This window comes from Micromonospora sp. HM5-17, assembly GCF_003762835.1.
Taxonomy (GTDB): Bacteria; Actinomycetota; Actinomycetes; order Mycobacteriales; family Micromonosporaceae; genus Plantactinospora.
In genome coordinates, this window is sequence record NZ_RJWA01000004.1 from 455981 (window position 1) to 480606 (window position 24626).

The 24626-nt window shown below is 71.0% G+C and carries 13 protein-coding genes; 9 read left to right on the forward strand and 4 right to left on the reverse strand.

What is annotated here, in order from left to right:
- The first annotated feature begins 217 nt into the window (after positions 1-217).
- A complete protein-coding gene (locus EF879_RS15415; RefSeq protein ID WP_123559112.1) occupies positions 218-3424 on the forward strand; it encodes a GH92 family glycosyl hydrolase in 3207 nt (1068 codons plus the stop codon).
- Positions 3425-3478: 54 nt separating this feature from the next.
- Here EF879_RS15415 and EF879_RS15420 read toward each other — a convergent pair whose 3' ends face one another.
- Complete coding sequence (locus EF879_RS15420; protein WP_233604481.1) at positions 3479-4291, reverse strand: hypothetical protein; 813 nt, start codon at positions 4289-4291, stop codon at positions 3479-3481.
- Positions 4292-4763: 472 nt separating this feature from the next.
- Here EF879_RS15420 and EF879_RS15425 point away from each other — a divergent pair, with 472 nt between their 5' ends.
- The 7 genes from EF879_RS15425 (at position 4764) to EF879_RS15455 (ending at position 16213) form a co-directional block, all read left to right on the forward strand.
- Positions 4764-7754, forward strand: a complete 2991-nt coding sequence (locus EF879_RS15425; RefSeq protein WP_123559114.1) for a family 16 glycoside hydrolase — start codon at positions 4764-4766, stop codon at positions 7752-7754.
- A gap of 1984 nt (positions 7755-9738) precedes the next feature.
- Entirely contained in the window at positions 9739-10113 is a 375-nt protein-coding gene (locus EF879_RS28835) for a galactose oxidase early set domain-containing protein (RefSeq protein ID WP_370375509.1), read from the forward strand.
- Positions 10110-10658, forward strand: coding sequence for a hypothetical protein (locus EF879_RS15435; protein ID WP_123559115.1), 549 nt, complete (start codon positions 10110-10112; stop codon positions 10656-10658). Before EF879_RS28835 ends, EF879_RS15435 begins: the two co-directional genes overlap by 4 nt.
- A gap of 163 nt (positions 10659-10821) precedes the next feature.
- Positions 10822-12318, forward strand: coding sequence for a glycosyltransferase family 39 protein (locus tag EF879_RS15440; RefSeq protein ID WP_158624182.1), 1497 nt, complete (start codon positions 10822-10824; stop codon positions 12316-12318).
- Positions 12315-13862, forward strand: coding sequence for a glycosyltransferase family 2 protein (locus tag EF879_RS15445; protein WP_199736437.1), 1548 nt, complete (start codon positions 12315-12317; stop codon positions 13860-13862). The genes EF879_RS15440 and EF879_RS15445 overlap by 4 nt, the downstream gene beginning before the upstream one ends.
- A gap of 11 nt (positions 13863-13873) precedes the next feature.
- Entirely contained in the window at positions 13874-15028 is a 1155-nt protein-coding gene (locus EF879_RS15450; RefSeq protein WP_148086450.1) for a hypothetical protein, read from the forward strand.
- 246 nt (positions 15029-15274) lie between these two features.
- The gene (locus EF879_RS15455) at positions 15275-16213 is read left to right on the forward strand and encodes a serine protease (RefSeq protein WP_123559121.1); all 939 of its coding nucleotides are present in this window, start codon (positions 15275-15277) and stop codon (positions 16211-16213) included.
- Between the two features lie 61 nt (positions 16214-16274).
- On the opposite strand, the gene EF879_RS15460 is transcribed toward EF879_RS15455, so the two are convergent.
- Entirely contained in the window at positions 16275-18737 is a 2463-nt protein-coding gene (locus EF879_RS15460; RefSeq protein WP_123559123.1) for a tetratricopeptide repeat protein, read from the reverse strand.
- Between the two features lie 464 nt (positions 18738-19201).
- Here EF879_RS15460 and EF879_RS28630 point away from each other — a divergent pair, with 464 nt between their 5' ends.
- A complete protein-coding gene (locus tag EF879_RS28630; RefSeq protein ID WP_123559125.1) occupies positions 19202-21682 on the forward strand; it encodes a PEP/pyruvate-binding domain-containing protein in 2481 nt (826 codons plus the stop codon).
- A 75-nt stretch (positions 21683-21757) separates the two neighbouring features.
- Here the strand turns inward: EF879_RS28630 and EF879_RS15470 are convergent, their stop codons facing one another.
- Together EF879_RS15470 and EF879_RS27660 are read right to left on the reverse strand one after the other, a co-directional pair.
- Positions 21758-22828, reverse strand: coding sequence for a metallophosphoesterase (locus EF879_RS15470; RefSeq protein WP_199736438.1), 1071 nt, complete (start codon positions 22826-22828; stop codon positions 21758-21760).
- 88 nt (positions 22829-22916) lie between these two features.
- On the reverse strand, positions 22917-24284 hold the full coding sequence (locus EF879_RS27660; protein WP_199736439.1) for a peptidoglycan-binding protein: 1368 nt from the start codon (positions 24282-24284) through the stop codon (positions 22917-22919).
- Positions 24285-24626: the final 342 nt, after the last annotated feature.

Sequence of the window (24626 nt, forward strand, 5' to 3'; positions counted from 1 at the left end):
CGGGCGCGGTGGAGGCGTACGTAGTACGTCGCCGCGGCTTGGCTCGGGCCGAAGCCGGCGGACGGGTTCCGCCGTCAGCCGGTTCGGTGGCGAGACCGCCTCGTGGCCGAGGCAACGTGTTGACAGACGTCGTTGATCGTATTTGTCTATGGACCGGCCGGTGATCACGACGTGTCCGACCCCGGGCCGTTCCGCCGCACCCCACCACGGAGGACGCATGCCCCCCACCGCCTGGCGAACTCCGCTCGCCACCCTCTGCGCCGCGCTGATCGCCAGCGTCGCGACAGCCGACGTCGCGACAGCCGGCGTCGCCACCGCCGCCCGGGCGGCCGTACCCGGCGGTCAGGCTCACGCCCGGGCCACGGGTGCGGCCGCGATGCTCCCGCTGACTCAGTACGTCAACCCGTTCATCGGGACCGATGACAGCAACTCGCCCCACCCCGTCGGCGGTGGCGCGGGCGGCAGCACGATACCGGGGCCGGTGGCGCCGTTCGGGATGGTGCAGTTCAGCCCCGACACCCCGACCGCGTCCCCCTCCGGCTATCGTTTCTCGGACACCACGATCGAGCAGTTCAGCCTCACCCACTTCAACGGTGCCGGCTGTGCCAACAACGAGAACCTGGCGATCCTGCCGGTCACCGGGGCACTCGGCGCATCCCCGGGCACGAACTGGACCGCGTACGCGGCCACCCAGGACAAGAGCGCCGAGGTGGCCCGACCGGGCTACTACCGGACGGTGCTGAGCAACTACGGCAACACCGAGGTCGAACTCTCCGCCACCAGGCGCACCGGAATCATGCGGTTGACCTACCCCGCCGGCACCAGCTCCCGGGTGCTGATCAACCCGGGCCGCAGCGCCACCGGCAGCCGTACCAGCACACTCACCATCAGCGAATCCACCGTGACCGGCAGTCTGACCGGCGGCGGTTTCTGCGGCAACAGCAAGACGTACCAGATCTTCTACCGAATCGAGTTCGACCGGACACCGACCGCCGTCGGCACCTGGGTCGGTGGCACGGTGACCGCCGGCTCCACCAGCGCCAGCGGCGTGAACTCCGGGGGGTACCTCACCTTCGACACCACCGGCAACCGGGTGGTACAGGCGAAGATCGGCATCTCCTTCGTCGATCAGGCCGGCGCGCGGGCCAACCTCGCCGCCGAGCAGCCCGGCTTCGACTTCGCCGGTGTCCAGGCCGCCGCCGACGCCGACTGGAACAGCATGCTCAACCGGATCCAGGTGGGTGGCGGCGACGCCACCGACCTGCAGAAGTTCTACACGGCGCTGTACCGGGTGCTGATCAACCCGAATCTCGCCAGCGACGTCGACGGGCGGTACCGCGGCTTCGACAACGTGGTGCACACCGCCGACCACCCGGTCTACCAGAACTACTCCGGGTGGGACATCTACCGATCCTGGGCTGCGCTGATCGCGCTGATCGCGCCGACCGAGGCCACCGACATCGCCCGATCCATGGTGCTCGACGGTCAACAGGGCGGCCTGCTGCCGAAGTGGTCGCACAACCACAACGAGACGTTCATCATGACCGGCGATCCCGGTCCGATCGTCGTGAGCAGCCTCTACGCCTTCGGCGTACGGGACTTCGACACCGCCGCCGCGCTCGCCCTGATGCGCGCCAGTTCCAACGGCGGCACCGCGCAGGGCAGCCCGATCCGTGGTCGGCAGAGCGGCTACGTCGAGCGCCAGTACATCCACGAGAACCCGTCGGACTCGATGGAGTACTCAGCATCGGACTTCGCGGTCGCCCAGTTCGCCCGTGCCCTCGGCGACACCGCCACCTACCGGACGCACATGCGACGGGCGCAGTGGTGGCGCAACGTCTTCAACACCGAGTCGCAGTACATCCACGACCGGAACGCGGACGGTACCTGGCCGTGGCCGCTGCGTCCGGCCGACCCGAGCGGGTACACCGAGGGTAACGCCGCGCAGTACACCTGGATGGTGCCGTACAACTACGCCGCCCTCATCGCGTTGATGGGCGGGCGGCAGACCGCCATCCAGCGGCTCGACCACCACTTCACCGAGCTCAACAGTGGGCTCTCGCGGCCGTACTTCTACATCGGCAACGAGCCCGAGCACGGGACGCCGTGGGCGTACCACTTCGCCGCCCATCCGGCCGGCACCAGCGCCGTCGTGCGGCGGGTGATGGAGGAGCTGTTCACCACCGGCCCCGGCGGGCTGCCCGGCAACGACGACCTCGGCTCCACCTCCGCCTGGTACGTCTGGGCGGCGCTGGGCATGTATCCGCCCACGCCCGGCGCGGACACCCTCGCGCTGCACGGACCGCTCTTCAGCTCGATCCTGATCGACCGGCCGAGCGGCGACATCCAGATCACCGCCACCGGCGCCGGGCGGGGCGCGCCGTACGTGCAGAGTGTCGCCCTCAACGGCACCTCCACGCAGCGCACCTGGCTGCGGTACGCGGACATCGCCGACGGTGCCACCCTGTCGTACACCATGGGTACCGCACCCAGCAGCTGGGGCACCAACCCAGCGGACGTACCGCCGTCCTTCACGGACGGGTTCGCCCCGCCGGACGCGCCGGAGCTGGGTGCCAACCTGGCGGCGGGTCGGCCGGCCACCGGCTCGGAGCCCTGCGTGGCGAGCGAGGGGCCGGCGGGGGCGTTCGACGGCCGGCTCGGCGTGGACAGCAAGTGGTGCTCCCAGGTGACCGGCACCAAGTTCCTCCAGGTGGATCTCGGCGCGGCGCGGACCGTCGGCGCGTTCGTGGTCAAGCACGCCGGGCTCGGTGGGGAGAACACGGGCTGGAACACCGGTGCCTTCACGATCCAGACCAGCACCGACGGCAGTGCCTGGACGACCCGGGTGACCGTCTCCGGCAACCGGACGAGCCGCACCTACCATCCGATCACCCCGGTCACCGCCCGGTACGTCCGGCTGACCGTGACCACGCCGACCAACAACGGCAACGCCGCCGCGCGGATCACGGAGTTCGAGGTGTACGGCGTCCCGGCCGGCCCCACCAACCTGGCCGCGGGCCGTCCGGCGCAGGCCGACTCGTCCTGCACCTCCGCCCAGACCCCGGCCAAGGCGGTCAACGGCAGCGCCTCGGCCGGCCTGGACGACAAGTGGTGTTCGTTGGGCAGCGACAGGTGGTGGCAGGTGGATCTCGGGGCCGTCCGGACGCTGACGGCGGTGACCGTACGGCACTCCGGGGCGGGCGGCGAGAACCTGGACTGGAACACCCGGGACTTCGACGTGCTGGTGTCAGCCGACGGCACGAACTGGACCGTCGCCGCGCAGGTCCGGAACAACACCGCCAGCGTGACGACCCATCCGGTGTCCGCCACGGCCCGCTACGTCCGGCTCGAGATCATCACTCCAACCCAGACCAGCAACCAGGCCGCCCGCATCTACGAGGTCGAGGTGTGGGGAGCGTCCTGAGTCCCGGTCCGGAGCTCCCGCCGCGCGCCGCGGGAGCTCCGGATTCGGGGGCCATCACGTGGCAGGCTGGGAACCCGGTTGCGGCCACAACGGGGTGAAAAGGACGACCAACTGGGTCTTGACGTCCACTGCGATGATCTCTCGGGCATCACGCATGAGCGGTTCGAGCGCGTGAACGTAGACGTCCCGATGCCGTCCGACCCAGGGGCAGGTGAATACGGCCAGCATCCGGAGGACACGTAGCGTGTCTGCGTTCAGGATGGGGAAATGGGCTTCCAGGAGCCTCGTCACGGCTGACCAGACCCTGGTTACCAGGATGTTGATGACCGCGTCAGTGATCAGCCGGGAGAGTTTCGACTCCACCTGTCGCGTCACCGCGTCCTTGACGAACTGTCTGGCCTCGTCGTTGAGAAGGTCGACGACTCTGGTGATCTTTTCGATCAGCTGGATCACCGCCACCAGCAGGCTGCACCACGCGTGACCGGCCAGACTCTTCTTGACGTCCCTTGCCGTCGGCTCGGCCCGGACAAGGTTGTCGATGTCGGCCGAGATCTCGGGCCAGGTATCCCCCATGATCGTTCTGGCCAGAAGATTCATCCGGCCCAGGTCGGACGGGACGGACGCCGGGTCGGCGCCACCATCGACGATCAGCCGCCCGTCCGGCCGCGGTCGGGGGGCGGTGGCCCACAGGTGGTCGGTGATGTCCAGGCGTGCAAGGTTGAGGTAGATCTGGCGATTCTTGTCATTCAACCCCAGGTTGCCGGATCGTCGGTCCGTGGTCAGGCCTCCTGCGAGACGTCGCCGCTGTGCGTCGCGTACCTGCGGCGACTCCGCGGCAAGGTCGGCCCACCCCAGCCAGCCATGCAACGAGCCGCCGCAACCCGAGCACCTGCACTCAGGTCTCTGGGCATTGGCACAGTTTGCTCTGTGGGTGTTCCTCGCCATGCGCACCACCACCCCGGATCGCCGCCGCTTCGGAGACCGCTAATCGATAACCGTAAGTGTCTTTGCGGTGACTGTCGATGGCTACCTGTTCGGGGCCGGTGGCTTCACTTCTGACATTTCGGTCACCGAAGCTCGGCCTGGCTGCTCGGCGTGCCGACGCCGAAGGTGCCCGGGTCAGCCGCGTTCGGGGTGCCATGTCAGCGAGGCCATTCGCCAGGGGGCGGCAACTTTTGATCGAATCAGCAAAAGTTCCGGTTGGATGGCTGGAAGATCTAGTCATCCTGACGAATGTGGTCCATGATGTCTCCTGACCCATGATCGGTGCTGCGCCGGGCCGGCACCCTCGGCGCGGGTCGATCGTGGCGGCGTCCTGACCCTCGTCTCTGGAGGATCGATGTCCCGTCCCCCCTCGCGCCCGAGACGTCTTGTCGCGCTCCTCAGTGCCGCCCTCCTCGCGCCGGCGGTCGCCGTCGGGCTGGCGCCCGGCGCCGCGCACGCGGCGGACCTGCCACCCCAGGAGCCCGGTGTCACACTGCGGACGTACGACGTGCGCGTGCCGCTGACCGCGATCTGCACGCTCAAGCCCGGCCAGACCCCGAACGTCGACAAGCTGATGCCGGTCATCGACTGGCACACCGCGGCCGACTTCGGCTTCGAGGACAACTTCGTCACGCACGCCCTCGGCAACATCAACATTCCCGCCGCTGGTGCGTACACGTTCCGGTTGACCAGCGACGACGGCTCGCGGCTCTACATCGACGACGCGCTGGTGATCGACCACGACGGGCTACACGGTGCCACGTCGAAGGATGGCACGGTCACGCTGACCGAGGGCTACCACGCGCTGCGGGTGGAGTACTTCGAGGCGGGCGGCGGCCAGCAGCTAACCCTCTCGTGGCAGCCACCGGGCGCGTCGGACTTCGCCGTGGTGCCCAACTCGGTGCTGAGCACGGACGCCGGGGTCGTCCGGGTCACCGCGCCCGGATTCAAGGCCTGCCAGGGCATGTCCGACGCGCCGGGGGACGGCCTTCCGCTGGACGCGGTCCACCCCAACTACACCCTTACCGACCTGCGGCCCGCCGGCTTCGAGCCGCAGGTGACCGGGATGGCGTGGACCGCCGACGGCCGGCTGGTCATCTCCACCTGGGGCGGATCCGACCAGGTGCAGGGCGAGGTGTACATCCTGGACAACGTGACCGGCGACACCGGTCCCGACCAGGTCACGTACCGGAGGGTCGCCAGCGGGCTCAGGGAACCGATGGGGGTCGCGGTCGTCGACGGCACCATCTACGTGTCGCAGAAACACGAGCTGACCGAGCTGCGCGACACCGACGGCGACGAGGTCGCCGATGAGTACCGCACCGTGGCCACCTGGCCGTTCGGCGGCAACTTCCACGAGTTCGCGTTCGGCCTGCTCTACCGGGGCGGCAACTTCTACCTCAACCTCTCGGTGGCGATCAACCTCGGCGGCGCCACCACCGACCCGCAACCGGCGCCGAACCGGGGCACCAGCATCGTGGTGAACCGACGCACCGGCAAGGTCAGCTACGTCGCCGGCGGCCTGCGTACGCCCAACGGCATCGGCTGGGGCCCGGACAACGCCCTCTACGTCACCGACAACCAGGGCGGCTGGCTGCCCGCGTCCAAGCTCGTCCGCATCGAACAGGACCGCTTCTTCAACCACTACACCAACCCCGCCGGCCCGTTCGACGACAACCCGGTGACCAGGCCCGTGCTCTGGCTGCCGCAGAACGAGATCGCCAACTCGCCGAGCACGCCGGTGCTGCTCAAGAAGGGGCCGTTCCGTGGGCAGCTGCTGATCGGTGACGTCACCTACGGCGGCCTGCAGCGGGCGTACCTGGAGGAGGTGGACGGCGTGCAGCAGGGTGCGGTGTTCCGCCACAGCCAGGGCCTGGAGGCGGGCGTCAACGAGGTCTCCATCGGGCCGGACGGCGCCATCTACGTCGGCGGCCTGGGCGCCGGCGGCAACTGGGGCCAGCCCGGCAAGCTCACCTACGGACTCCAGAAGCTGACCCCGAACGGCACCAGCACCTTCGACATGAAGGCGATGCGTGCCACCCGGACCGGGTTCACGATCGAGTACACCCGGCCGCTCTCCACGGCGACGATCCAGAACATCGCGCGCGGCTACCGCCTGAGCCAGTGGCGGTACGCGCCGACCCCGGCGTACGGCGGTCCCAAGGTGGACGAGGAGCAGCTGACCGTCACCGGGGTGAGGGTCTCCGCCGACCGCAAGAAGGTGACGCTGACCGTCCCCGGCCTCAAGCGCGACCGGGTCGTGCACCTGCGCTCACCGCGCCCGTTCACCGCGGCCAACGGTGAGGAGCTGTGGAGCACCGAGGCGTGGTACACGCTCAACGAGATTCCCGGACCCCAGCCGGACCGGGTCTTCTACGAGGCCGAGGAGGGGCACCGGAAGGGCTCCGCCGACATCGACACCGAGCACGCCGGCTTCTCGGGCGTGGGCTTCGTCGACGGGTTTGGCTCGCTGAACGCCTCCACCACGGTGCACGTCGAGGTCTCCAGGGCCGGGGAGTACGAGGTCGGGCTCCGCTACAGCAACGGCCCCCACCCGTTCCAGGGCGACAAGACGATCAGCATCTACGTCAACGGTCGCAAGGTGCGGCAGACGGTGCTGCCCTCGACCATCACCTGGAAGGAGTGGGCCACCAAGACCGAGCTGCTCACGTTGCGTCGGGGCATCAACGCGATCGAGTACCGGGTTGACGCCCCCGACACCGGGCACGTCAACCTGGACCTGGTCACGGTACGCAAGCCGGGCGAGCGAATCGTCCTGTTCGACGGGATCGACCTCTCGGAGTGGCAGCACACCGACGGCCGTACCGCGAGCTGGGCGAAGGTCGAGGGCGGGGCGATGGAGGTCCGCGACGGCGACCTGCGTACCAAGCAGGCGTTCGGCGACTTCCGGCTGCACGTCGAGTTCAAGGTGCCGCTGCTGCCGCCGGACGTCACCGGCCAGGACCGCGGCAACAGCGGGGTCTACCTCCAGGAGCGGTACGAGATCCAGGTGCTGGACTCGTACGGCGACCCGACGCTGGACACCAACGAGGCCGGCGCCATCTATCTCCAGAAGGCGCCCGACGTCAACGCCGCGACGCCTCCGGAAACGTGGCAGACCTACGACATCGAGTACCGCGCAGCCCGCTACGACAGCACCGGAACCAAAATCGACAATGCCCGGGTGACCGTGATCTGGAACGGTGTGCTCGTTCACGACGACGTCGCCATAACCGGCCCGACGGGCGGCAGCATCCCCGAAGGTCCGGCGACGGGGTCCATCCGACTCCAGGATCACCAGAACGCCGTGCAGTACCGCAATATCTGGATTGAGCCGCTGACCTGAGCGGCGTACCGGACGGTGCCGGGTCGGGGTGACCCGACCCGGCACGTCGCGTTGTCGGGTGGGCAGGCAGACCGCGCCACCACCGGAGGTGTCGGCGCGGACACCCGGGCGATGAATCCAATTTGGACAGTCCGCTCCACCCGGACAAGTACGGGCAGACCCGTGTTGGCCGGAACGGCGATGACCGGTACCCTGCGGACGGCCCAGGTGTAGACCGCACGGCCCACATTTTGCCGAGGTATCGACAGGAGACACCGTGCCGCCCGCAGAAGTCGTTCCGATGTTCAGCCCGGAGCTCCGCCGCACACTCGGCCGGCTGCTCGCCCTCACCCTCATGCTGACCATTGGGCTCGTCGCCACGCCGGCACACGCGGCGACCAACCTCGTGCAAAACCCGGGACTGGAAATCGTCGGCTCCGACGGTTTTCCGGTCTGCTGGGAGCGCTCCGGGCACGGCGACAACACGTTCACCATCGGCACCACGACCGACGCGCACAGCGGCAGCCGGGCGATGCGGGTCACCATCACCGAGCTGACCAACGGCGACCGCAAGGCAATGATGCTGGAAAACGCCGAGTGCGCTCCGCGCGTCGAGGTCGGCCACCAATACGATCTTTCGGTCTGGTACAAGTCGACCACCGCGGCCAACGCGGTCACGCTCTTCCGCCACGACACCGAGCTCGGCTGGCAGTACTGGCTGGACCCGGCGACGCTGCCGGCGACCGGCACGTGGCAGCAGAAGGTGGTGCGCACGCCCCCGATCCCGGCCAACACCGACCAGATCACCTGGGGCGTCAGCATCTACAGCACCGGCACGCTCACCACCGACGACTACTCGATGGTCGACGTGAGCGTGCCGACGCCGACGCCGAGTGGCTGCACCGACGCCATCGGCTGCACCAGGGGCAAGTGGCAGGTGATGCCGTACGAGGCGACGGTGCGCGGCATCCACGCGGTGATGCTGCACAACGGCAAGGTGCTGCTCGTCGCGGGCTCCGGTAACGACCCCAGCGCCTTTGCCGCCGGCACGTTCAAGACCGCCGTGTACGACCCGACGAACGGCACCTTCACCGACGTCCCCACACCCGCGGACCTGTTCTGCGCCGGGCACGTGCAGCTGCGCGACGGCCGCGTGCTCGTGATGGGCGGCAACAAGGACTACCCGAGCGCCGACGGTACCGTGGGCTACAAGGGCCTGCGCAACTCGTACATCTTCGACCCGGCGACCAACCGGTACGTCCGGACCAACGACATGCTCGCCGGCCACTGGTACCCGTCGGCCACCATCCTCGGCAACGGCGACGTCCTCTCGCTCGGCGGCCTCGGTGAGGACTCGACCGGCACCACGACCACCGACTACTTCAGCTCGGCAGAGCAGCGCTGGCTGTCGATGAACGAGGTGAAGCAGACCTGGTCGTGGTGGGGCCTCTACCCGGCGATGGTGCTGATGCAGGACGGTCGGCTCTTCTACACCGGCAGCCACACGTTCGGCATGGGCCTGCCGGGCAGCGGCGCCTCCATCTACGACTACGCCACCGGCACCATCACCGACGTGCCCGGCCTGCGGCGCAAGGACGAGCGCGACCAGTCGATGAGCGTGCTGCTCCCACCGGCGCAGGACCAGCGGGTGCTCACGGTCGGTGGCGGTAACGGTGACATCGGCGCGACCGCGCACCGGCTGACCGACATCATCGACCTCAAGGCCGCCAACCCGCGGTACGAGCCGGGGCCGCTGCTGCCGCAGGGCACCCTCACCGGCGGCGTGCCGCAGAGCGGTGACCAGGGCAAGATGTACGTCTCGCTCGTGCTGCTGCCGGACGGCACCGTCTTCGAGACCGGCGGTGCGTTGCACAACCGGGCCGACCCGGTCTTCGAGGCGTCGATCTTCGACCCGACCACCAACACGTTCCGCGCGGGCATGGCCACCGACCCGGTGCCGCGTACCTACCACTCCTCGGCGTTCCTGCTGCCCGACGGGCGGGTCATGGCGGTCGGCGACAACCCCGGCAACGGGTCGTTCGACACCCGCATCTCCATCTACTCGCCGCCGTACCTCTTCAAGGGTCCCCGGCCGCAGATCCGGTCCGTGGCCAGCACCACCTGGGCGTACGGCAGCACCCAGCGGATCACCGTCAACTCGCCGGTGACCCGGGCGTCGCTGATCCGTCCGGCGGCCGTCACCCACTCGTCCGACCCCAACCAGCGCTTCGTCGAGCTGCCCATGACGGTCAAGGGCACCAACACCATCGACCTGAACGTGACGAGCAACCCCAACCTGGCCCCGCCCGGGTGGTACATGCTCTTCGTGCACAACGCCAACGGCGTCCCGTCCGTGGCGAAGTGGGTCAAGCTCGGATGAGGCGCCCGTACCAGGCCCTCGCCCGCTGGCTGGGGGCGCGGAGCCGGCGTGCCCGCGTCGGCATCGGAGTGGGACTCGCGGTGGTCGCGGTGCTCGCGGCGGGCGCCGCCGTGCTGCTGGTCGGCGGAGGCGCCGGCGACCCTCACTGGCGCGACGGCACCCCGGCCGCGGCCCCGACCCCTGAGCCGACGACGGAGCGCGCCGACACGCCGGGGGCGAGGCGGGACCGTGACGTCGGCCCGACGGGGCCGACGGGGTCGCCGCCGCCGTACGTGCACTCCTTCGCCCAGCAGCCCGGCGTCACGCCGCGGACGCCGCTGCCGTCGCCCACCGCCGGCCTCAAGATCGACGAGGGGACGGACGGCTGCGACCACGCGTACGGCGACCGGAACGTCTGCGTGCCGTGGACGTTTCCGGACGGTGTGACCGACAAGTGCGGCTGGCTGCGCGAGCGGGGATACGAGCCGCTCCGGATCACCGGCGGGCGTGACCGGCACGGTCTGGACCGCAACGGCGACGGAATCGCGTGTGGCGCCGGGGACTGACCGAGTTACCTGCCCGACAAGAGGATTTTTTCGTGCCGATGCTGGTTCTATCCTGCTCCGATGATGAGGGCCTGCTCCAATGATTAGGGCCGCTCGTCCGCGGCTTCCGGTGGCGACCCCCAACGGTCAGGTGTACATCCCCCTGCCTCGTCGAGTAGGCCTGGTGGAGACACCGTCGCCCGAGGCGGACGCCACCATGGTGCTGCCGAAGTCGCCGACCGAGGAGGAGGCCGAGCGCCGGCGGCGCCGCGAGGCCTGGCAGCGCCGGATCGCCTGGGGCGCACCGGCCCTGGTGACGCTGGTGCTGTGTGTCATCGGCCTGACCAGGCCGGGGCTGTGGGCCGACGAACTGGCCACCTGGGGTATCACCACGGTGTCGTGGCCGGAGCTGTGGCGCCAGCTCGAGGGCACCGATGCGAGCATCGGCCCGTACTACGTGCTGATCCGGGTCTGGACGACGGTCCTCGGCGACTCCGACCTGTCGTTGCGCCTGCCGTCGCTGTTCGCGATGGTCGGCGCCGCCGCGGTCGTCGGGCTGATCGGCATCCGCCTCGGCTCACCCCGGATCGGTCTGTTCGCCGGGCTCACCTTCGCGATCCTGCCGATCACCACCCGCTTCGGTCAGGAGGCCCGGCCGTACGCGTTGGCCACGCTCGCCGCGGCCGTGGCCACGCTGCTCCTGATCCGCATGCTGGAGGGGTTCACGCTCGGCATCGCGCTCCTCTACGCGGCCGCCGTCACCGCGCTGGGCCTGATGCACCTCGTCGCGCTGCTGATGCTCGCCGCGCACGGGTTGGCCGTGCTCCTGACGAAGCGGAAGCTGCTGTGGCGGTGGACACCGAGCGCCTTCGCCGGCCTGATCCCGCTCATCCCGATCATCGTGATCGGACGCCGGCAGCAGGGCAGCCAGATCGGGTGGATCCCCTTCACCGACCTGCACCAGATCGAGGCGTACGGCCTGGAGTTCTTCGGCGGCGCGCTGATCGGCGGGGCGGTGCTCGCCCTCGGCGTGGCGGCGGTCTCCCGCGAACGGGGTGCCGTGGTGGCGATCACCCTCGGCGTCGTGCCGGTGGGGCTGCTCATGGCGCTCGGCGCGGTCACGCACATCTGGCAGCAGCGGTACGTGCTCTACACGATCGTCGGTTGGGCCGTGCTCGTCGGCCTCCTCCTCGCCCGGCGCGGGCTGCTCGCGGCGGGCGCGACCATGGCCGCGCTGGCCGTGCTCGCCCTGCCCGGCCAGGTCGAGGTGCGCAAGCCCTCGTTCCGGTACCAGGACACGAAGGCGGTCGTGGCGTTGATCGAGCGCAACCTCCAGCCCGGCGACGGCATCGTCTACGGGCTCGCCGACCGCGGACCCGGGGCGCTCAACCGGGACATCATCGCCCACTACCTGCCGCCGGACCGCCGCCCCATCGACCTGCTCGTCGACCGCCCGATGCGGACCGACGGGTGGATGGTGGCGAGTGAACACCAGGACGTGGCGGCCCGGCTCGGCGAGACCCGGCGGATCTGGGTACTGCGTCTGGGCGAGTACGGCGATCCCCTGGATGAGCTTGACGGAACGAAGAAAGACGTCCTGAAGGAACGTTACGACATCGCGGGCAGTTGGTGGACCACCGGCTACACCGTGGCGTTGCTGACCCGGAAGGACCCGGGGTGACCACACACGTCGCCGCCTCGCGACGCGACGAGCCGGGCGAGCGGACCCAGATCATCCCACGCCAGCGCACCGGCGAGACCTACGCCGGTGAGACGCACGTCCTGCCCGCGGTCCGGATGCCGATCACCCCGCGGGCGACCACGATGTTGCAGCGGCACGCCGGGTGGCTGCCGCGGATCTGGCCGCTCGTGGTGTGGTTCGTCGTCATCCTCGGCGTCACGCTCGGGCTGAGCGTCAAGTCGACCGGGCCGCTCGGCCCGGTGGTGACCGTCGTCTGGACGTACCCGGTGATCGGCACCGTCATCGGGGTGGCCGGTGCGCTCATCACCCGGCGGCGGCTGCGCCGGGATCGGCTCACCGCCGCCGACGACCAGATCATCCAGTGCCGGGACCGGCTCGTGGTGGTGGTGCCGACCATCGGCCGGAACGACACCTACCCGGCGCTCGACCGGGTCGTCCGCTCGTACATCACGTACCTGCCGGAATGCTTCCCGAAGCTGCGGGTCGACGTCCTCATCGAGGAGGGCTGCGAGGCGGCGGAGAAGATTTACAAGCTGGGCGAGATCAGCCGGTACATCCGGGTCATCACGGTGCCCGAGAGCTACCACACGGTCAACGGCACCAAGTTCAAGTCCCGCGCCAACAACTACGCCCACGAGCTGCGCATCGCCCAGCAGGAGGACCGGGACGACGTCTGGGTGCTGCACATGGACGACGACACCGGCGTGGGGCTGGACACCGCGATCGCGCTCGCCCGCCTCATCGAGCAGCAGCGCGCCCTCGGCGACCGGGCCTGCCATCTCGCCCAGGGCATCCTCACCTATCCGCGCGAGAACGCCCGCAACCGGCTCACCTGGCTCGCCGACGCGAGTCGGCCGGTCGCGGACGTGACGGTGTACTCGGCGTTCACCGGCGGCGGCTATCCGCTGGCCGGCGTGCACGGTGAACTCCTGCTCGTCCGCGCCTCGGTCGAGGCCGAGATCGGTTGGGACTTCGGCCCGGAGGCGATCGTCGAGGACGCCCAGTTCGCGCTGATCTTCAGCCGGCGGTACCCCGGGCGCAGCGCGTGGTTCGCGGGCCGGTGCTACGGCGCCTCGCCGGCCACCGTGCGTGACTTCTTCCGCCAGCGGGAGCGGTGGGCGTGGGGCCTGATCGGGCTGGCGCTCGACGACCGGATCCCGCTGCGCGACCGGCTCTACATCGGCTACTCGACGTTGACCTGGGTGATCAGCCCGTTCCAGCACCTCGGCGCCATCATGCTGCTGGGCTGGGTGCTCGGGTCGTACGACACCGTGCCGGTCACCCTCTGGGTGCTCCCGATCTGGGCGCTCAACATGGCGTACGCGATCTGGCTCTACTCGGAGGGTCTGCGAATCAACGTGAGCGTCTCCCGCCGGGCGACGTACCGGTGGTGGGAGAGGATAGCCGTGATCCTGCTCGTCCCGGTCTTCTCGCTGATGGAGGGGATCGGCGCGATCCGTGGCCTGATCCGCCACCTGCGCGGCGGGCAACAGCAGTTCGTCGTGATCGCCAAGCCGGTGTGAGGACGGTCGGCATGTCAGGGAGGCTCGTGGCGCGGTGCGTCGTGGCACTGGCGGTGCTGCTGGCGGCCGGCTGCTCGTCCGGCGACGGTGACCCGTTGGCTCGGCTCTCCTCGGCGCCGCCCGCCGGCGCCTCCGGTGCGCCCGGCACCAGCGCCCCGGCCGGGCCGGCGAAGGTCCGGCAGCCGTGGCAACCCGGCATGCGCCAGTACGGCATCGCGGTCTACTGGGAGAACAACAGGGACGACACCGACCAGATCGTGCGCGCCAAGGCGCAGAAGGTGCTCGACCACGTCGTCGCGCTCGGCGCCAACTCGGTCTCGATCTCGTTCTCCTTCGTCATGGACTCGGCGTACGCCAGCACGGTGCGGACGGACCATCCGATCACCCCGCCGCCGGCCCGGCTGGAGATCGTGCTGGACGAGGCGAACAGGCGCGGCCTGCGGACGACGGTGCGGCCGATGCTCAACGAGCGCAACCTGACCAGGGACGACCCGGACATGTGGCGCGGCTCGATCCGCCCGCGGAACCGTACGACGTGGTTCGCCTCGTACCGCGACTTCCTGGTCGAGTACGCGAAGGTGGCCGAGGCGACCGGCGTCGCCACGTTCGTGGTCGGCACCGAGCTCAACTCGCTGGAGAACAGCACCACCGGCTGGCGTACGGTCGCCACCGGTGTGCGGGCGGTGTACCAGGGGGAGATCGGCTACAGCGCCAACCACGACCGGCTCCGCAAGACCGGTCCGGCGCCGGGCATCACCCTCTCGGTCGACGCGTACCCGTCGCTCACCGTGGGCGATGGCGCCTCGGTGAGCCGGCTCGTCGCCGGGTGGAACGAGTGGCTCGACGACAACCGCGGCGAGGGGCGGATTCCCGACCTGGTGTTGGCCGAGGTGGCGATCGGTGCCCGCTCGGGGGCGTACCGGGAGCCGTGGTCGCCACACCCCAAGGGCTCGATCAAGCCGGAGATCCAGCAGCGCTGGTTCGACGCGGCGTGCCGGGTGATGCGCGAGCGGGACCTCGCCGGTATCTACTTCTGGATGATCAACCTCGACGCCGACCCGAAGACGGCGAAGCCGTCGCGTACGTCCCCGATGGACTTCCTGGGCCGGCCGAGCGAGCGGACCATCGCCCGCTGTTTCGCCGAGGACGCCCGCCGGGCCGACTGACCTCACCGACGCCCACCGGGCGGGCCGCCGCCCGGCGCGCCGACCGATCGAGGTCGCCCGGGGTCGACCACCGACCCCCGCCGGGTCGACACCGGCGACGCCGGCGGGCGGGCCGACCCATGCCGGCCGGCGGTGTCCGGCCGGACTCCGGTGTCCGGGAATCGGCCGGACACCGCGGCGCTTCCGCAGCCTGGTCTCCACAGACACGAGCACGGGGTGATCCCCGCCCGGCCGTAAGGAGACACCATGCTGAGAAAGAGATGGGCGGTCGTAGCCCTTGCCGCCGTAGCGCTCGGTGCCGCGGCACCTCCGGCGGGCCCGGCGGCGGCCGCGATGAGCCGGGACCGGGCCGTCAGCAGCGACGCGGTGTCGTCCGGTCACCGGGCCACGAGCATCACGGTGGACCCGGCCGGCAGCACCGGCACCACGGCTCCCACCGTGGGAACACAGGCGATCTTCGGTCCCGACGACCGGGTGCCGGTCGACGAGACCACGACGTACCCCGCCAGCGCCACCGTCCTGCTGACGTTCCCGGGTGGCCGGTGCACGGGCTTCATGATCAGCGAACGTACCGTCGCGACCGCCGGACACTGCGTCCACACGGGCGGCTCGAACGGTCAGTGGCGTACCAACATCGTCGCGTACCCGGGTCACAACGGGACGACGGCTCCCTTCGGGGGGTGCATGGCGACCCGGCTCTTCGCGCCCCAGGGCTGGACCGGATCCGTCTACGCCCCGGGTGGCGGCGACCCGGCCTACGACTACGGTGCCGTGCAGCTCAACTGCGCGATCGGCAACCGGACCGGCTGGTACGGCCTCGGATACCCGGCCGGGCAGGTGACCGGATCCTGCACCACCACGCACGGGTACCCGGTGGACCGGCCCGGACAGTGGGCGAGCACCGCCGTCGTCCGCGCCGAGGACGCGAACTTCATCTACGTCCAGAACGACTTCACCACCGGGCAGGACGGCAGCCCCGTCTTCTACACGCCCGACCCGGACCGGTGCCCGCCACCGCGGATCATCATCCCGTGTCCGTGCCCGCCCCTGCCCTGCCCGTGCGAGATCGTGACGGTGTTCGGGATCCTCACCGGTGGTCCGTTCGGCACCGGGCCGGGGCTCACCAACAACGTCGTCACCCGGATCACGCCGCAGGCCATCAACAACCTCATGCAGTGGCGGTGAACCCGCGTGACCACCGCTCCCGGGGCGGACGGCAGCCGTCCGTTCCGGGAGCGCACCGCGGTCAGGCCGTCCGGGTGGCCTCGGACCCCAGCCGGGCGCGGATCTGCTCGGCGTCCGGGTGGCCGAGTTGGTCGAGGATCTCCAGCGCGCGGCGCCAGGCCCCGCGGGCGAGGTCTGGCTGGCCGGCGGCGCGGTGGCTGTCGCCGAGATGGGTGAGCGTCGTCGCCTCGTAGTAGCGCTCCGCCGCCTCGCGCCACAGGGCGAGCGCGTTCTCGTAGCAGCGGATCGCCTCCGGCTGGCGGTCGAGCCGGTAGTGCACGTAGCCGAGGCTGTCCCAGGTGTGGGCCTGCCAGTACCGGTTGCCGACCTGCTGTTGCAGGACCAGCGCCTGCGTGCAGTAGTCGAGGGCCTGCTGGTAGTGCCCGAGCTGGCTGTGGTACCAGCCGATGTTGTTCAACGCGTTCGCCCTGCCGTTGGTGTTTTCCGCGGCGGCGAACAGGTCGTGCGCCTGCTCGGCGTGCCGGAGCGCCTGCTCGTAACGACCCCGGCGTTCGGCCAGGATGCCGAGGTTGAGGTGGGCCCGGGCGCTGCCGACGACGTCGCCGAGGTCGGTGTAGAGGTGGAGAGACCGGCGCAGGTGGGCGTCGGCCTGGTCGTAGTCCTCCAGCCGCAGGCACGCCACGGCCCGGTTCCGGTGGGCGCGGGCCTCGCCGTCCCGGTCGGCCACCCGCGTCGCGGCGACCAGCGCCAGCTCCTGAACCACCAGCTGCTCCTGCCACGCCCCGAGGCGATCAAGGTACGTGTTGATGGTCCAGGCGAGCTGCCAGGCGTGCGTGTCGAAGTGGGCGTCCACGGCGCGGGCGACGAGGGCCAGGAGGACCCGGTGCTCCCGGGCGAGCCAGCGCCACGCCTCGTCCCGGTCGGCTATTCGGGTGACCGCCGTACCCTCCCGGGCGGGGGCGAGGCTGATCGGATCCCGCTGGTCGTAGAGGAGCAGGCTCGCGGCGTACGCGGTGTGGAGGTAGTGGTCGAGAAGCCGCCCGAGCGCCTCCTGGCGTACCTCGGGGGGATCGTGCCGGGCGACCTGCTCGGCCGCGTAGGCGCGGAGCAGGTCGTGCAGGACGAACCTCTCCGGTAGCTGTTCGGAGACGAGGTTCGCGCGGACCAGTACCGCCAGGGTCCGGCCGGCCTCGGCGACGGGTACGCCGGCGAGACTGGCGAGTGCCGGAACGGAGACGTCCGGTCCGGGGTGGAGCCCCAGCAGGCGGAAGGCTCGCGCCGAGGTCACGTCCAGACTCCGGTACGACCACGAGAAGACCGCGCGGAGGTCGGCGACCGCGTCGCCGTAGGCGAACCCGTCGAGGCCACCCGGCTCGGCCAGCTCGTCCGCGAGCCGGTGGAGACCGAGCCCCGGATGGGCGGCGGCCCGTCCCGCGACGATCGCCAGTGCGAGCGGCAGCCCCGCCGCCGCGGCGACGATCCGGTCCGCCGCCTCCGGCTCGTTCGCCACCCGGTCCGTGCCGAGCCGGCGGGTCAGCAGCTCGTACGCCTCCATCCGGGACAGCGGGTCGAGGACGAGCGGCCGGGCCCCGTCGAGGCCGACCAGTCCCGGCAGGTGGCTGCGGCTGGTGACGAGCACCAGACACCCCGGTGAGCTCGGCAGCAGCGGGCGCACCTGCGTGGAGTCGCTGGCGTTGTCGAGCAGGACGAGCATCTGCCGCTCCGTCAGCAGGCTGCGGAACAGTCCGGACCGGGCGTCCAGCCCCGCCGGGATGCGTCGTGCCGGCACCCCGAGCGCCTCCAGGAACTCGCGGAGTACCTCGGCCGGGTCCGTCGCCGGCCCGGTCGCGTCGTAGCCCCGGAGGTTGACGTAGAGCTGCCCGTCGGGGAAGCGGTCGGCCACCTGGTGTGCCCAGTAGACCGCCAGGGAGGTCTTGCCGACGCCGGCCGTGCCGCTGATCAGCGCGATCGGCACCGTGCCCGGTGTGCCGTGCCGCTGCGGCAGCAGCCCGGCCAGTTCGGTGAGCGCCGCCCGCCGGCCGACGAAGTGCGGGATCGCCACCGGCAGTTGCCGAGGTGTCACATGGGTGAGCACGGCCGCCCGTGGCCCGGACGACGGCTCGGGCTGCCCGGGCGGTGCGGTGCCGCCGGAGCGCCGGCCGAGCTGGGCGTGCGCGGCGGACCGCAGCCGATGCTCCGTACGGGCGGCGTCGGCGATCCGGAGCAGCCGCCAGTGCGCCGCGTCCCACCGCCGCAGATCCGCCAGCTCGGCCGGCACGTGGATGCCGGCACGGTCGGCGTGGGCCAGGCAGGCCTGGACGAAGGAGACGACGAAGGGCCACTCGGGCAGCGACTTGGCGTTGAGCTTGTCGCTCAGCGTCGATCGGGCCAGCGGCTGCCCCAGCGATGCCGAGATGGCGACCAGCGTGTTCAACGAGGGGGCTCCGGAGAGCTGCCGGAGGCGCGTGAGCTCGCCGACGAACCAGGCCAACGCCTCCTGCGCCTCCCGGCCGGGTCCACTCATGCGGTTGCACCTTTCCGCGGCGGAGTCATTGAGACTATGCGATGTCCTGGCCCGGGAGGCTGGCGTGGCAATCCCGTGATGTCGGCATATCTCGGGTAGGCGTTTCTTCGCAGGTCCAGCGTGGGGTGCGACGGCGTCGGGCGCATGCGCCGCCGTCGGAGCCACCGCGGTCGTGTGCCCGGTGTCGGCAAATTGTCGCAATGGTTCCTGATCGCTCCTGGTTGTTATCATAGATGCGTTCTGTTCTGTCCACGTCCGGCGATGCGTTCGGCCGAGGGGCGGTCAGCGCCGCGACCGCCTCGCGACGGGTGCGTCCCGGATCCGGCGGGCCCGCACCGCGCCCGGGTTGTCCGCGAGGCGGGGCGAGCGCCGCGTCGCGCACGGCTCCCGCGCTCTCGGCGCGGGCGTCGACCGGTGCGGGTCGCGGCGCGGACGGCCGTCCTGGGCACTGAGGAGCGTGCACGGTGAAGCTGGTGTTGCCGCTCGACGACGCGGCGGCCGATCTGCCCAGCGTGGGCGGCAAGGGCGCCGCGCTGGCTCGGCTGCTCCGGGACGGATTGCCGGTCCCGGGCGGGTTCCACATCACGACCGAGGCGTACCGGATCTTCGTGTCGGCCTTCCGCGACCAGATCGACACGGCCGATCCCGACCGCACGGCGGCGCTGTTCGCCCGCCACGAGATCCCGGCCTCCGTCGCCGAGGAGATCATGCAGGCCTACCGGGCCCTCGGTCCGGACGTACCCGTCGCCGTCCGCTCGTCGGCCACCGCCGAGGACCTGCCGGAGATGTCGTTCGCCGGCCAGCAGGACAGCGTCCTCAACGTCCGTGGCGCCGCGCTGCTGGATGCGGTCCGGACCTGCTGGGCCTCGCTGTGGAACGCGCGTGCCATCGCCTACCGGGAGCGGAACGGCGTGTCCCACGATGCCGTGGCGCTGGCGGTGGTGGTGCAGCGGCTGGTCGAGGCGGAGGCGGCGGGGGTCGTGTTCACCGTCAACCCGGTCACCGGCGCCCGCGGGGAGACGGTGATCAACGCCTCGTGGGGCCTCGGGGCCGCGGTGGTCGGTGGGCAGGTCACGCCGGACACGATCGTGGTCTCGGGCGGCGCGGTGACGCAGGCGGTCACGGCCGACAAGGCGGTCATGACCGTGTGCACCCGGGACGGGACCGAGGAACGGCCCGTTCCCGACGAGCTGCGCCGCCGGCCGGTCCTCGACGACTCCCAGGCGGTGGAGCTGGCCGCGCTGGGGGCACGCGTGCAGGAGCTGTTCGGCGCGCCGATGGACGTGGAGTGGGTGCGGCGCCACGGCGTCGTCGCGATCGTGCAGGCCCGCCCGGTCACCGGGCTCACCCCGGAGCTGGAGGAGTGGAACGACAGCCTCAAGGGTGACTACCTGTGGACGGCGTGCAACTTCGGGGAGGCCATCCCCGACGTCATGACCCCCATCACCTGGTCGTTCGTGCGGCTGTTCATCCGCGAGGCCATGGCCGGCGCGTCCCGGCTGGGCGTCGACCTGGCGGGCAACATCGGCGGGCGCTTCTACCTGAACCTCAGCCCGATCTACTCGGTCGTCGCGGCGCTCGGCGCGCGGAGCTGGCTCGGTGCGGTCGAGAACGTCTACGGCAGGATCCCGCCCGGCCTCGACGTACCGAGGGTGAAGTTGCTCGGTTGGCGCACCGCCGTGTCCGGCGCGCGTCGGGCGGTCCACGTCCGGCTTCGCGTGTGGAAGCACCTACGGGGCATGCGGGCGTTTCTGGAGACCGCCGCGCAGCGGTGCGAGGAGCTGCGGGAACGCGTCGCCGCCGTCCGCCTCGGACCCGAGCTGGCCGACCTGTACGAGCGGGAGATCGAGCCGCACCTCGTCACGGCCTCCCGGATGCTCCAGGCCGCGAACCGTCAGGGCGGCATGACCCTGATCCGCACCCGTGGGACGCTGCGTCAGGCGGTGGGCGACGTGGACGCCGAGGCGATGCTCACCGGCGGCACCGCCGACGGCGAGCTGGTTAGCCTGGGCCTGGTGATCGGGCTGACCCAACTGGCGCGTGGAGAGATCACCCGGGCCGAGTTCGTGCGCCGGTACGGGCACCGTGGCCCACACGAGTTCGAGATCTCCATTCCCCGCCCCGGCGAGGACCCCGACTGGATCGACGCCCAGCTCGCGGGCCTGCGCGGCCAGCAGATTGGTGCCGAGGCGCTGCTCGCCTCGCAGGAGAAGGCCAGAGCGCAGGCCTGGGCGCGGTTTGCCGCGCGCTACCCCCGCAGGGTGGCCAGGATGCGGGAGCGGGTGCGGCGCTGGAACAGGGTCGTCCGCGATCGCGAGGCCACGCGCTCGGAGACCGTTCGCACGTTCTGGGTGCTGCGCGCGTTCGTCCTCCGGGCTGGCGAGCTGACCGGCTGCGGCGACGACGTGTTCTACCTCCACCTCACGGAGCTGCTGGACCTGCTGCGCGGCGACGCGGCGGCGCTGGCACGGGTGCCGAACCGGCGCGCGACCTACGAGCGGTACGCGGCCCTGCCGCCGTATCCCGCGCTGATCGTCGGCCGGTTCGACCCGGTACGCTGGGCCGCCGACCCCCACCGGCGGACCGACCTGTACGACGCCCGCGGCGCCACGGTCCCGGTCAGCGACACCGTGACCGGGTTCCCCGGCGCCTCCGGGGTGGTGGAGGGTATCGCCCGCGTGATCACCACCCCTGAGCAGGGCGACCGGCTGCAACCGGGCGAGATCCTGGTGACCCCGTTGACCAACGTGGGCTGGACCCCGATGTTCCCGCGCGCCGCCGCCATCGTGACCGACATGGGCGCGCCGCTGTCGCACGCCGCCATCGTCGCCCGGGAGCTGGGCATTCCCGCCGTGGTCGGCACCGGCAACGCGACCACGCGGCTCCGCGACGGTGCCCGGGTGCGGGTGGACGGCGGGCGTGGCACGGTGGAGCTGCTGACCTGAGGGCCGCCCGACCCGAGGCGGCCGTCGACCCCGGCCGAGACCACCGCGCCACGCCTCGCCATGTTCGCGGCTACGTCACCGACGGCCGGCGAGCCGCTCGTCGGGCGCGGCGGGGGGCCGTACCCAGTTCACGCCGGTGACGGTGAACGCCGAGCCGTCGGCGTGATCCCGGCCGGTCTCGTGGTTGAACACCCGGGTGGTGAACGAGCCGGTGGCGGCGTCGACCTCGATCAGTCGGGTCGAGACGACGTCGTGGTAGGTGCTCAGGATCTGGTGGATCCGGTTGCCGTGCACCCCGGTGTCGACCCGGTACGCGTACACACCGGTGTGCCCGGACACCACGATCCGGATGTTCGGGTACCGCGAGTACAGCTCGTCGAACAGGTACTGCGGACTGTTGTCGCCGTAGGAGCCCGACTGGCTGATCTGCCCGTTCCCGGTCAGGTGCGAGTGGGTGTTGACGATCACGTTGTGGTACGGATGATCCGCCACCACCCCTTTCGCCCACTCGACGACACCGGTCCGCGGCCACAACTCGAGGTTCAGCACCAGCCACTGCAGACCGCCGGCGGTGAAGGTGTGGAACGAGTTGTCGATCTTCCCCTCCTCGTACAGGCCGCCGAGATTCTGGAAGCGTGAGGGCGGGAAGAACAGGTTGAAGCTCTCGGTGTTCCGCAGGTTGGCGTGGGCGTCTCCGGGACAGGCGCTGCCGCCCTGGCACGTCGCCGCCGCGTCGTGGTTACCGATGCTCAGCGAGTACGGGATGCCGGCGTCCTCGAGCAGGCGCAGGCCGGCGCTGGCCCGCTCGTACTGGTCGTGGGTGATGGTGTCCGGACCGTCGACGCGGTCCCAGTTCACCAGGTCACCGGTGTGGGTGACGAAGCGCAGGTCCAGTTCGTCCTCGTTCTCGACCAGCCACGACATGCGCCGCGTGAACCACGCGTCGGACAACCGGTAGACAACCTCGTTCTGGGTGTCCGGCACCACCGCGAGGGTGAACGTCGTGTCGGTTGCCGGCAGGTTCGGGGGCTGCGCCGCCGCGGTGCCGGCCGAACCCACCACGGCGGCCGCCGTCACGCCCACCAGCCCGGCCAGGACGCTCGCCGCGATCCGTGACCGGTCGGCCCGGGCGATCCACTTCCTCATCCGCGTACTCCCTTCGACGGTGTCTTCTCCCGACCGGTGTGTCCCGCCGCCCGGCAGCCGGGCGACGGTGCGGTGCGCGTGCCGACCATCACCGCCCCGCCTGCAGGGCCGCCCACGTGTTCCGGCCGACGATGCCGTCCACGTCGAGGCCCCGGGACGACTGGTAGTCCCGCACCGCCCGCTCGGTGTCGGGGCCGAAGATGCCGTCGATCGCCACCGTGCGCCCCAGTGCCGCGGTCAGCGCCCGCTGCAACCGTCGTACGTTGGTGCCGGTCGAGTTGCGTTGCAGGGTCGGCGTCGAGCCGGCGGCCAGCAGGGCGGTCCACACCCGCCGGTCCACGGTGTCGCCCGCGGGCAGTCCGCGCGCCTGCCGGTACGCGGTGACGGCGCTCGCGGTCGCGGCGTCGTACACCCCGTCGACCGGCCCCGGACGCTGGCCGGCCTGCTGAACGAGGTACTCGGCGGCCTCCACGGCGGGCCCGGTCGCCCCGGTGGCGAGTGCCGGGTAGGCGGTGAAGTCCAGCCGCGGGGCGGTGATGAGGAACTGGCTGTTCGCCACGTTCCAGTGGCTGGCGAGCCAGCTTCCGGCGGTCGGCCGGGTGCTGAAGTAGTCGTCGTGGTTGCAGTCGACCTGGTTCTCCGGCGCGGTCGGGCAGCTCTTCACCAGGTCGCCCGGCGGGTTGGGAATGCCGCCGTCGTCGTAGCACATGACGTCTTCGTCATCCCAGCAGTGGCCGTTGGAGGTGGCGTGCGGCGCGCCGCGCAGCACCGCGCCGAGGGTGTGCAGCAGCTCGTGCAGCGTGGGGGCCCAGCCCCAGCAGCCGGTGCCCACCGTGGCCAGATCGGGGCCGGAGTTGTAGCGGTTCTCCGCGCCCGGCCGGTCGTCGCCGGCGCCCGGCCCGCCACCGCCGAGGCCGCACCACGCGGTCGTCTCGGCGTAGAGGACGTACTTGCGGTCGGTGCGGTTGTAGCCGGCGTTCTTCAGCGCGGTGAAGGTGGTGTTGAAGTCGGCCAACGCGCCCGTCGGCACCACGACGCCGGTCACGGTGGGCACGCACGACGCGTCGTGTACGTACCGGATCCGGCGGTAGCCGCCGGTGTCCTCGGCGCCGAGGCGGATGGCCTCGTCGACCTGGCTGGCCCACTGCTGGAACGTCGCCCGGTACTCACCGAGCCGGTCGGCCTGCTGGGGCTCGCGGGCGTACAGAATCTGCACCCGCTTGCCGGAGGTGCCATCGCCGTCACAGGCCGTCGCGGCGGCTGCGGCGGCGCGGGACGCCGGCGTGTCCGGTGCCCACTTCGTCACCGGCCCCGGGTCCCTGACGGGTTCGGTCACGTCGCCGGCCGGGCCGGTTGCCGGTGGTGCGGCCGCGTGCCCGGCGGGCGCTCCGCCGAGCGCGGCCACGACCGTGGCCACCGACGCCGCCACGACGGCGAGTTTTCGGTGCCTCCCCATGAGCTCTCCTCTCACCCGTAACCCGGCGCGCCCGGACCTTCCACGTACGTGGCGTCGTCCCCGGCCGCGATGCCGGTGACGCGGGATGGCACCGCACCGGGCGACCACGTGGGGCGCGCACGGAGGCTGCCCGCGCAGCGTTGCGGGACGCCGGCGACCGGATCCGTGCATCGACACTCACCCTTCGATCCACTCGCCGGCCCGCAGACATTCACGGACGCCGCTAGCATGCCGGAGCCAAGGCACACAATTCGCACATGTCGGTGCCAGGCGGCCCGGGTCATGGGCGGGAGGGATACCCCTGGCGCGGGAACGGACGGGGGACCGGGGTCAGTCGTCGTC

What these genes read in the sequence shown, in the direction of transcription:
- EF879_RS15470 (WP_199736438.1), bottom strand. Translation starts at nt 22,828, where the DNA reads ATGAGGAAGTGGATCGCCCGGGCCGACCGGTCACGGATCGCGGCGAGC.
- EF879_RS15455 (WP_123559121.1), top strand. Translation starts at nt 15,275, where the DNA reads ATGCTGAGAAAGAGATGGGCGGTCGTAGCCCTTGCCGCCGTAGCGCTC.
- EF879_RS28835 (WP_370375509.1), top strand. Translation starts at nt 9,739, where the DNA reads ATGGCGGTCGGCGACAACCCCGGCAACGGGTCGTTCGACACCCGCATC.
- EF879_RS15460 (WP_123559123.1), bottom strand. Translation starts at nt 18,737, where the DNA reads ATGAGTGGACCCGGCCGGGAGGCGCAGGAGGCGTTGGCCTGGTTCGTC.
- EF879_RS15415 (WP_123559112.1), top strand. Translation starts at nt 218, where the DNA reads ATGCCCCCCACCGCCTGGCGAACTCCGCTCGCCACCCTCTGCGCCGCG.
- EF879_RS15435 (WP_123559115.1), top strand. Translation starts at nt 10,110, where the DNA reads ATGAGGCGCCCGTACCAGGCCCTCGCCCGCTGGCTGGGGGCGCGGAGC.
- EF879_RS15425 (WP_123559114.1), top strand. Translation starts at nt 4,764, where the DNA reads ATGTCCCGTCCCCCCTCGCGCCCGAGACGTCTTGTCGCGCTCCTCAGT.
- EF879_RS27660 (WP_199736439.1), bottom strand. Translation starts at nt 24,284, where the DNA reads ATGGGGAGGCACCGAAAACTCGCCGTCGTGGCGGCGTCGGTGGCCACG.
- EF879_RS15450 (WP_148086450.1), top strand. Translation starts at nt 13,874, where the DNA reads ATGTCAGGGAGGCTCGTGGCGCGGTGCGTCGTGGCACTGGCGGTGCTG.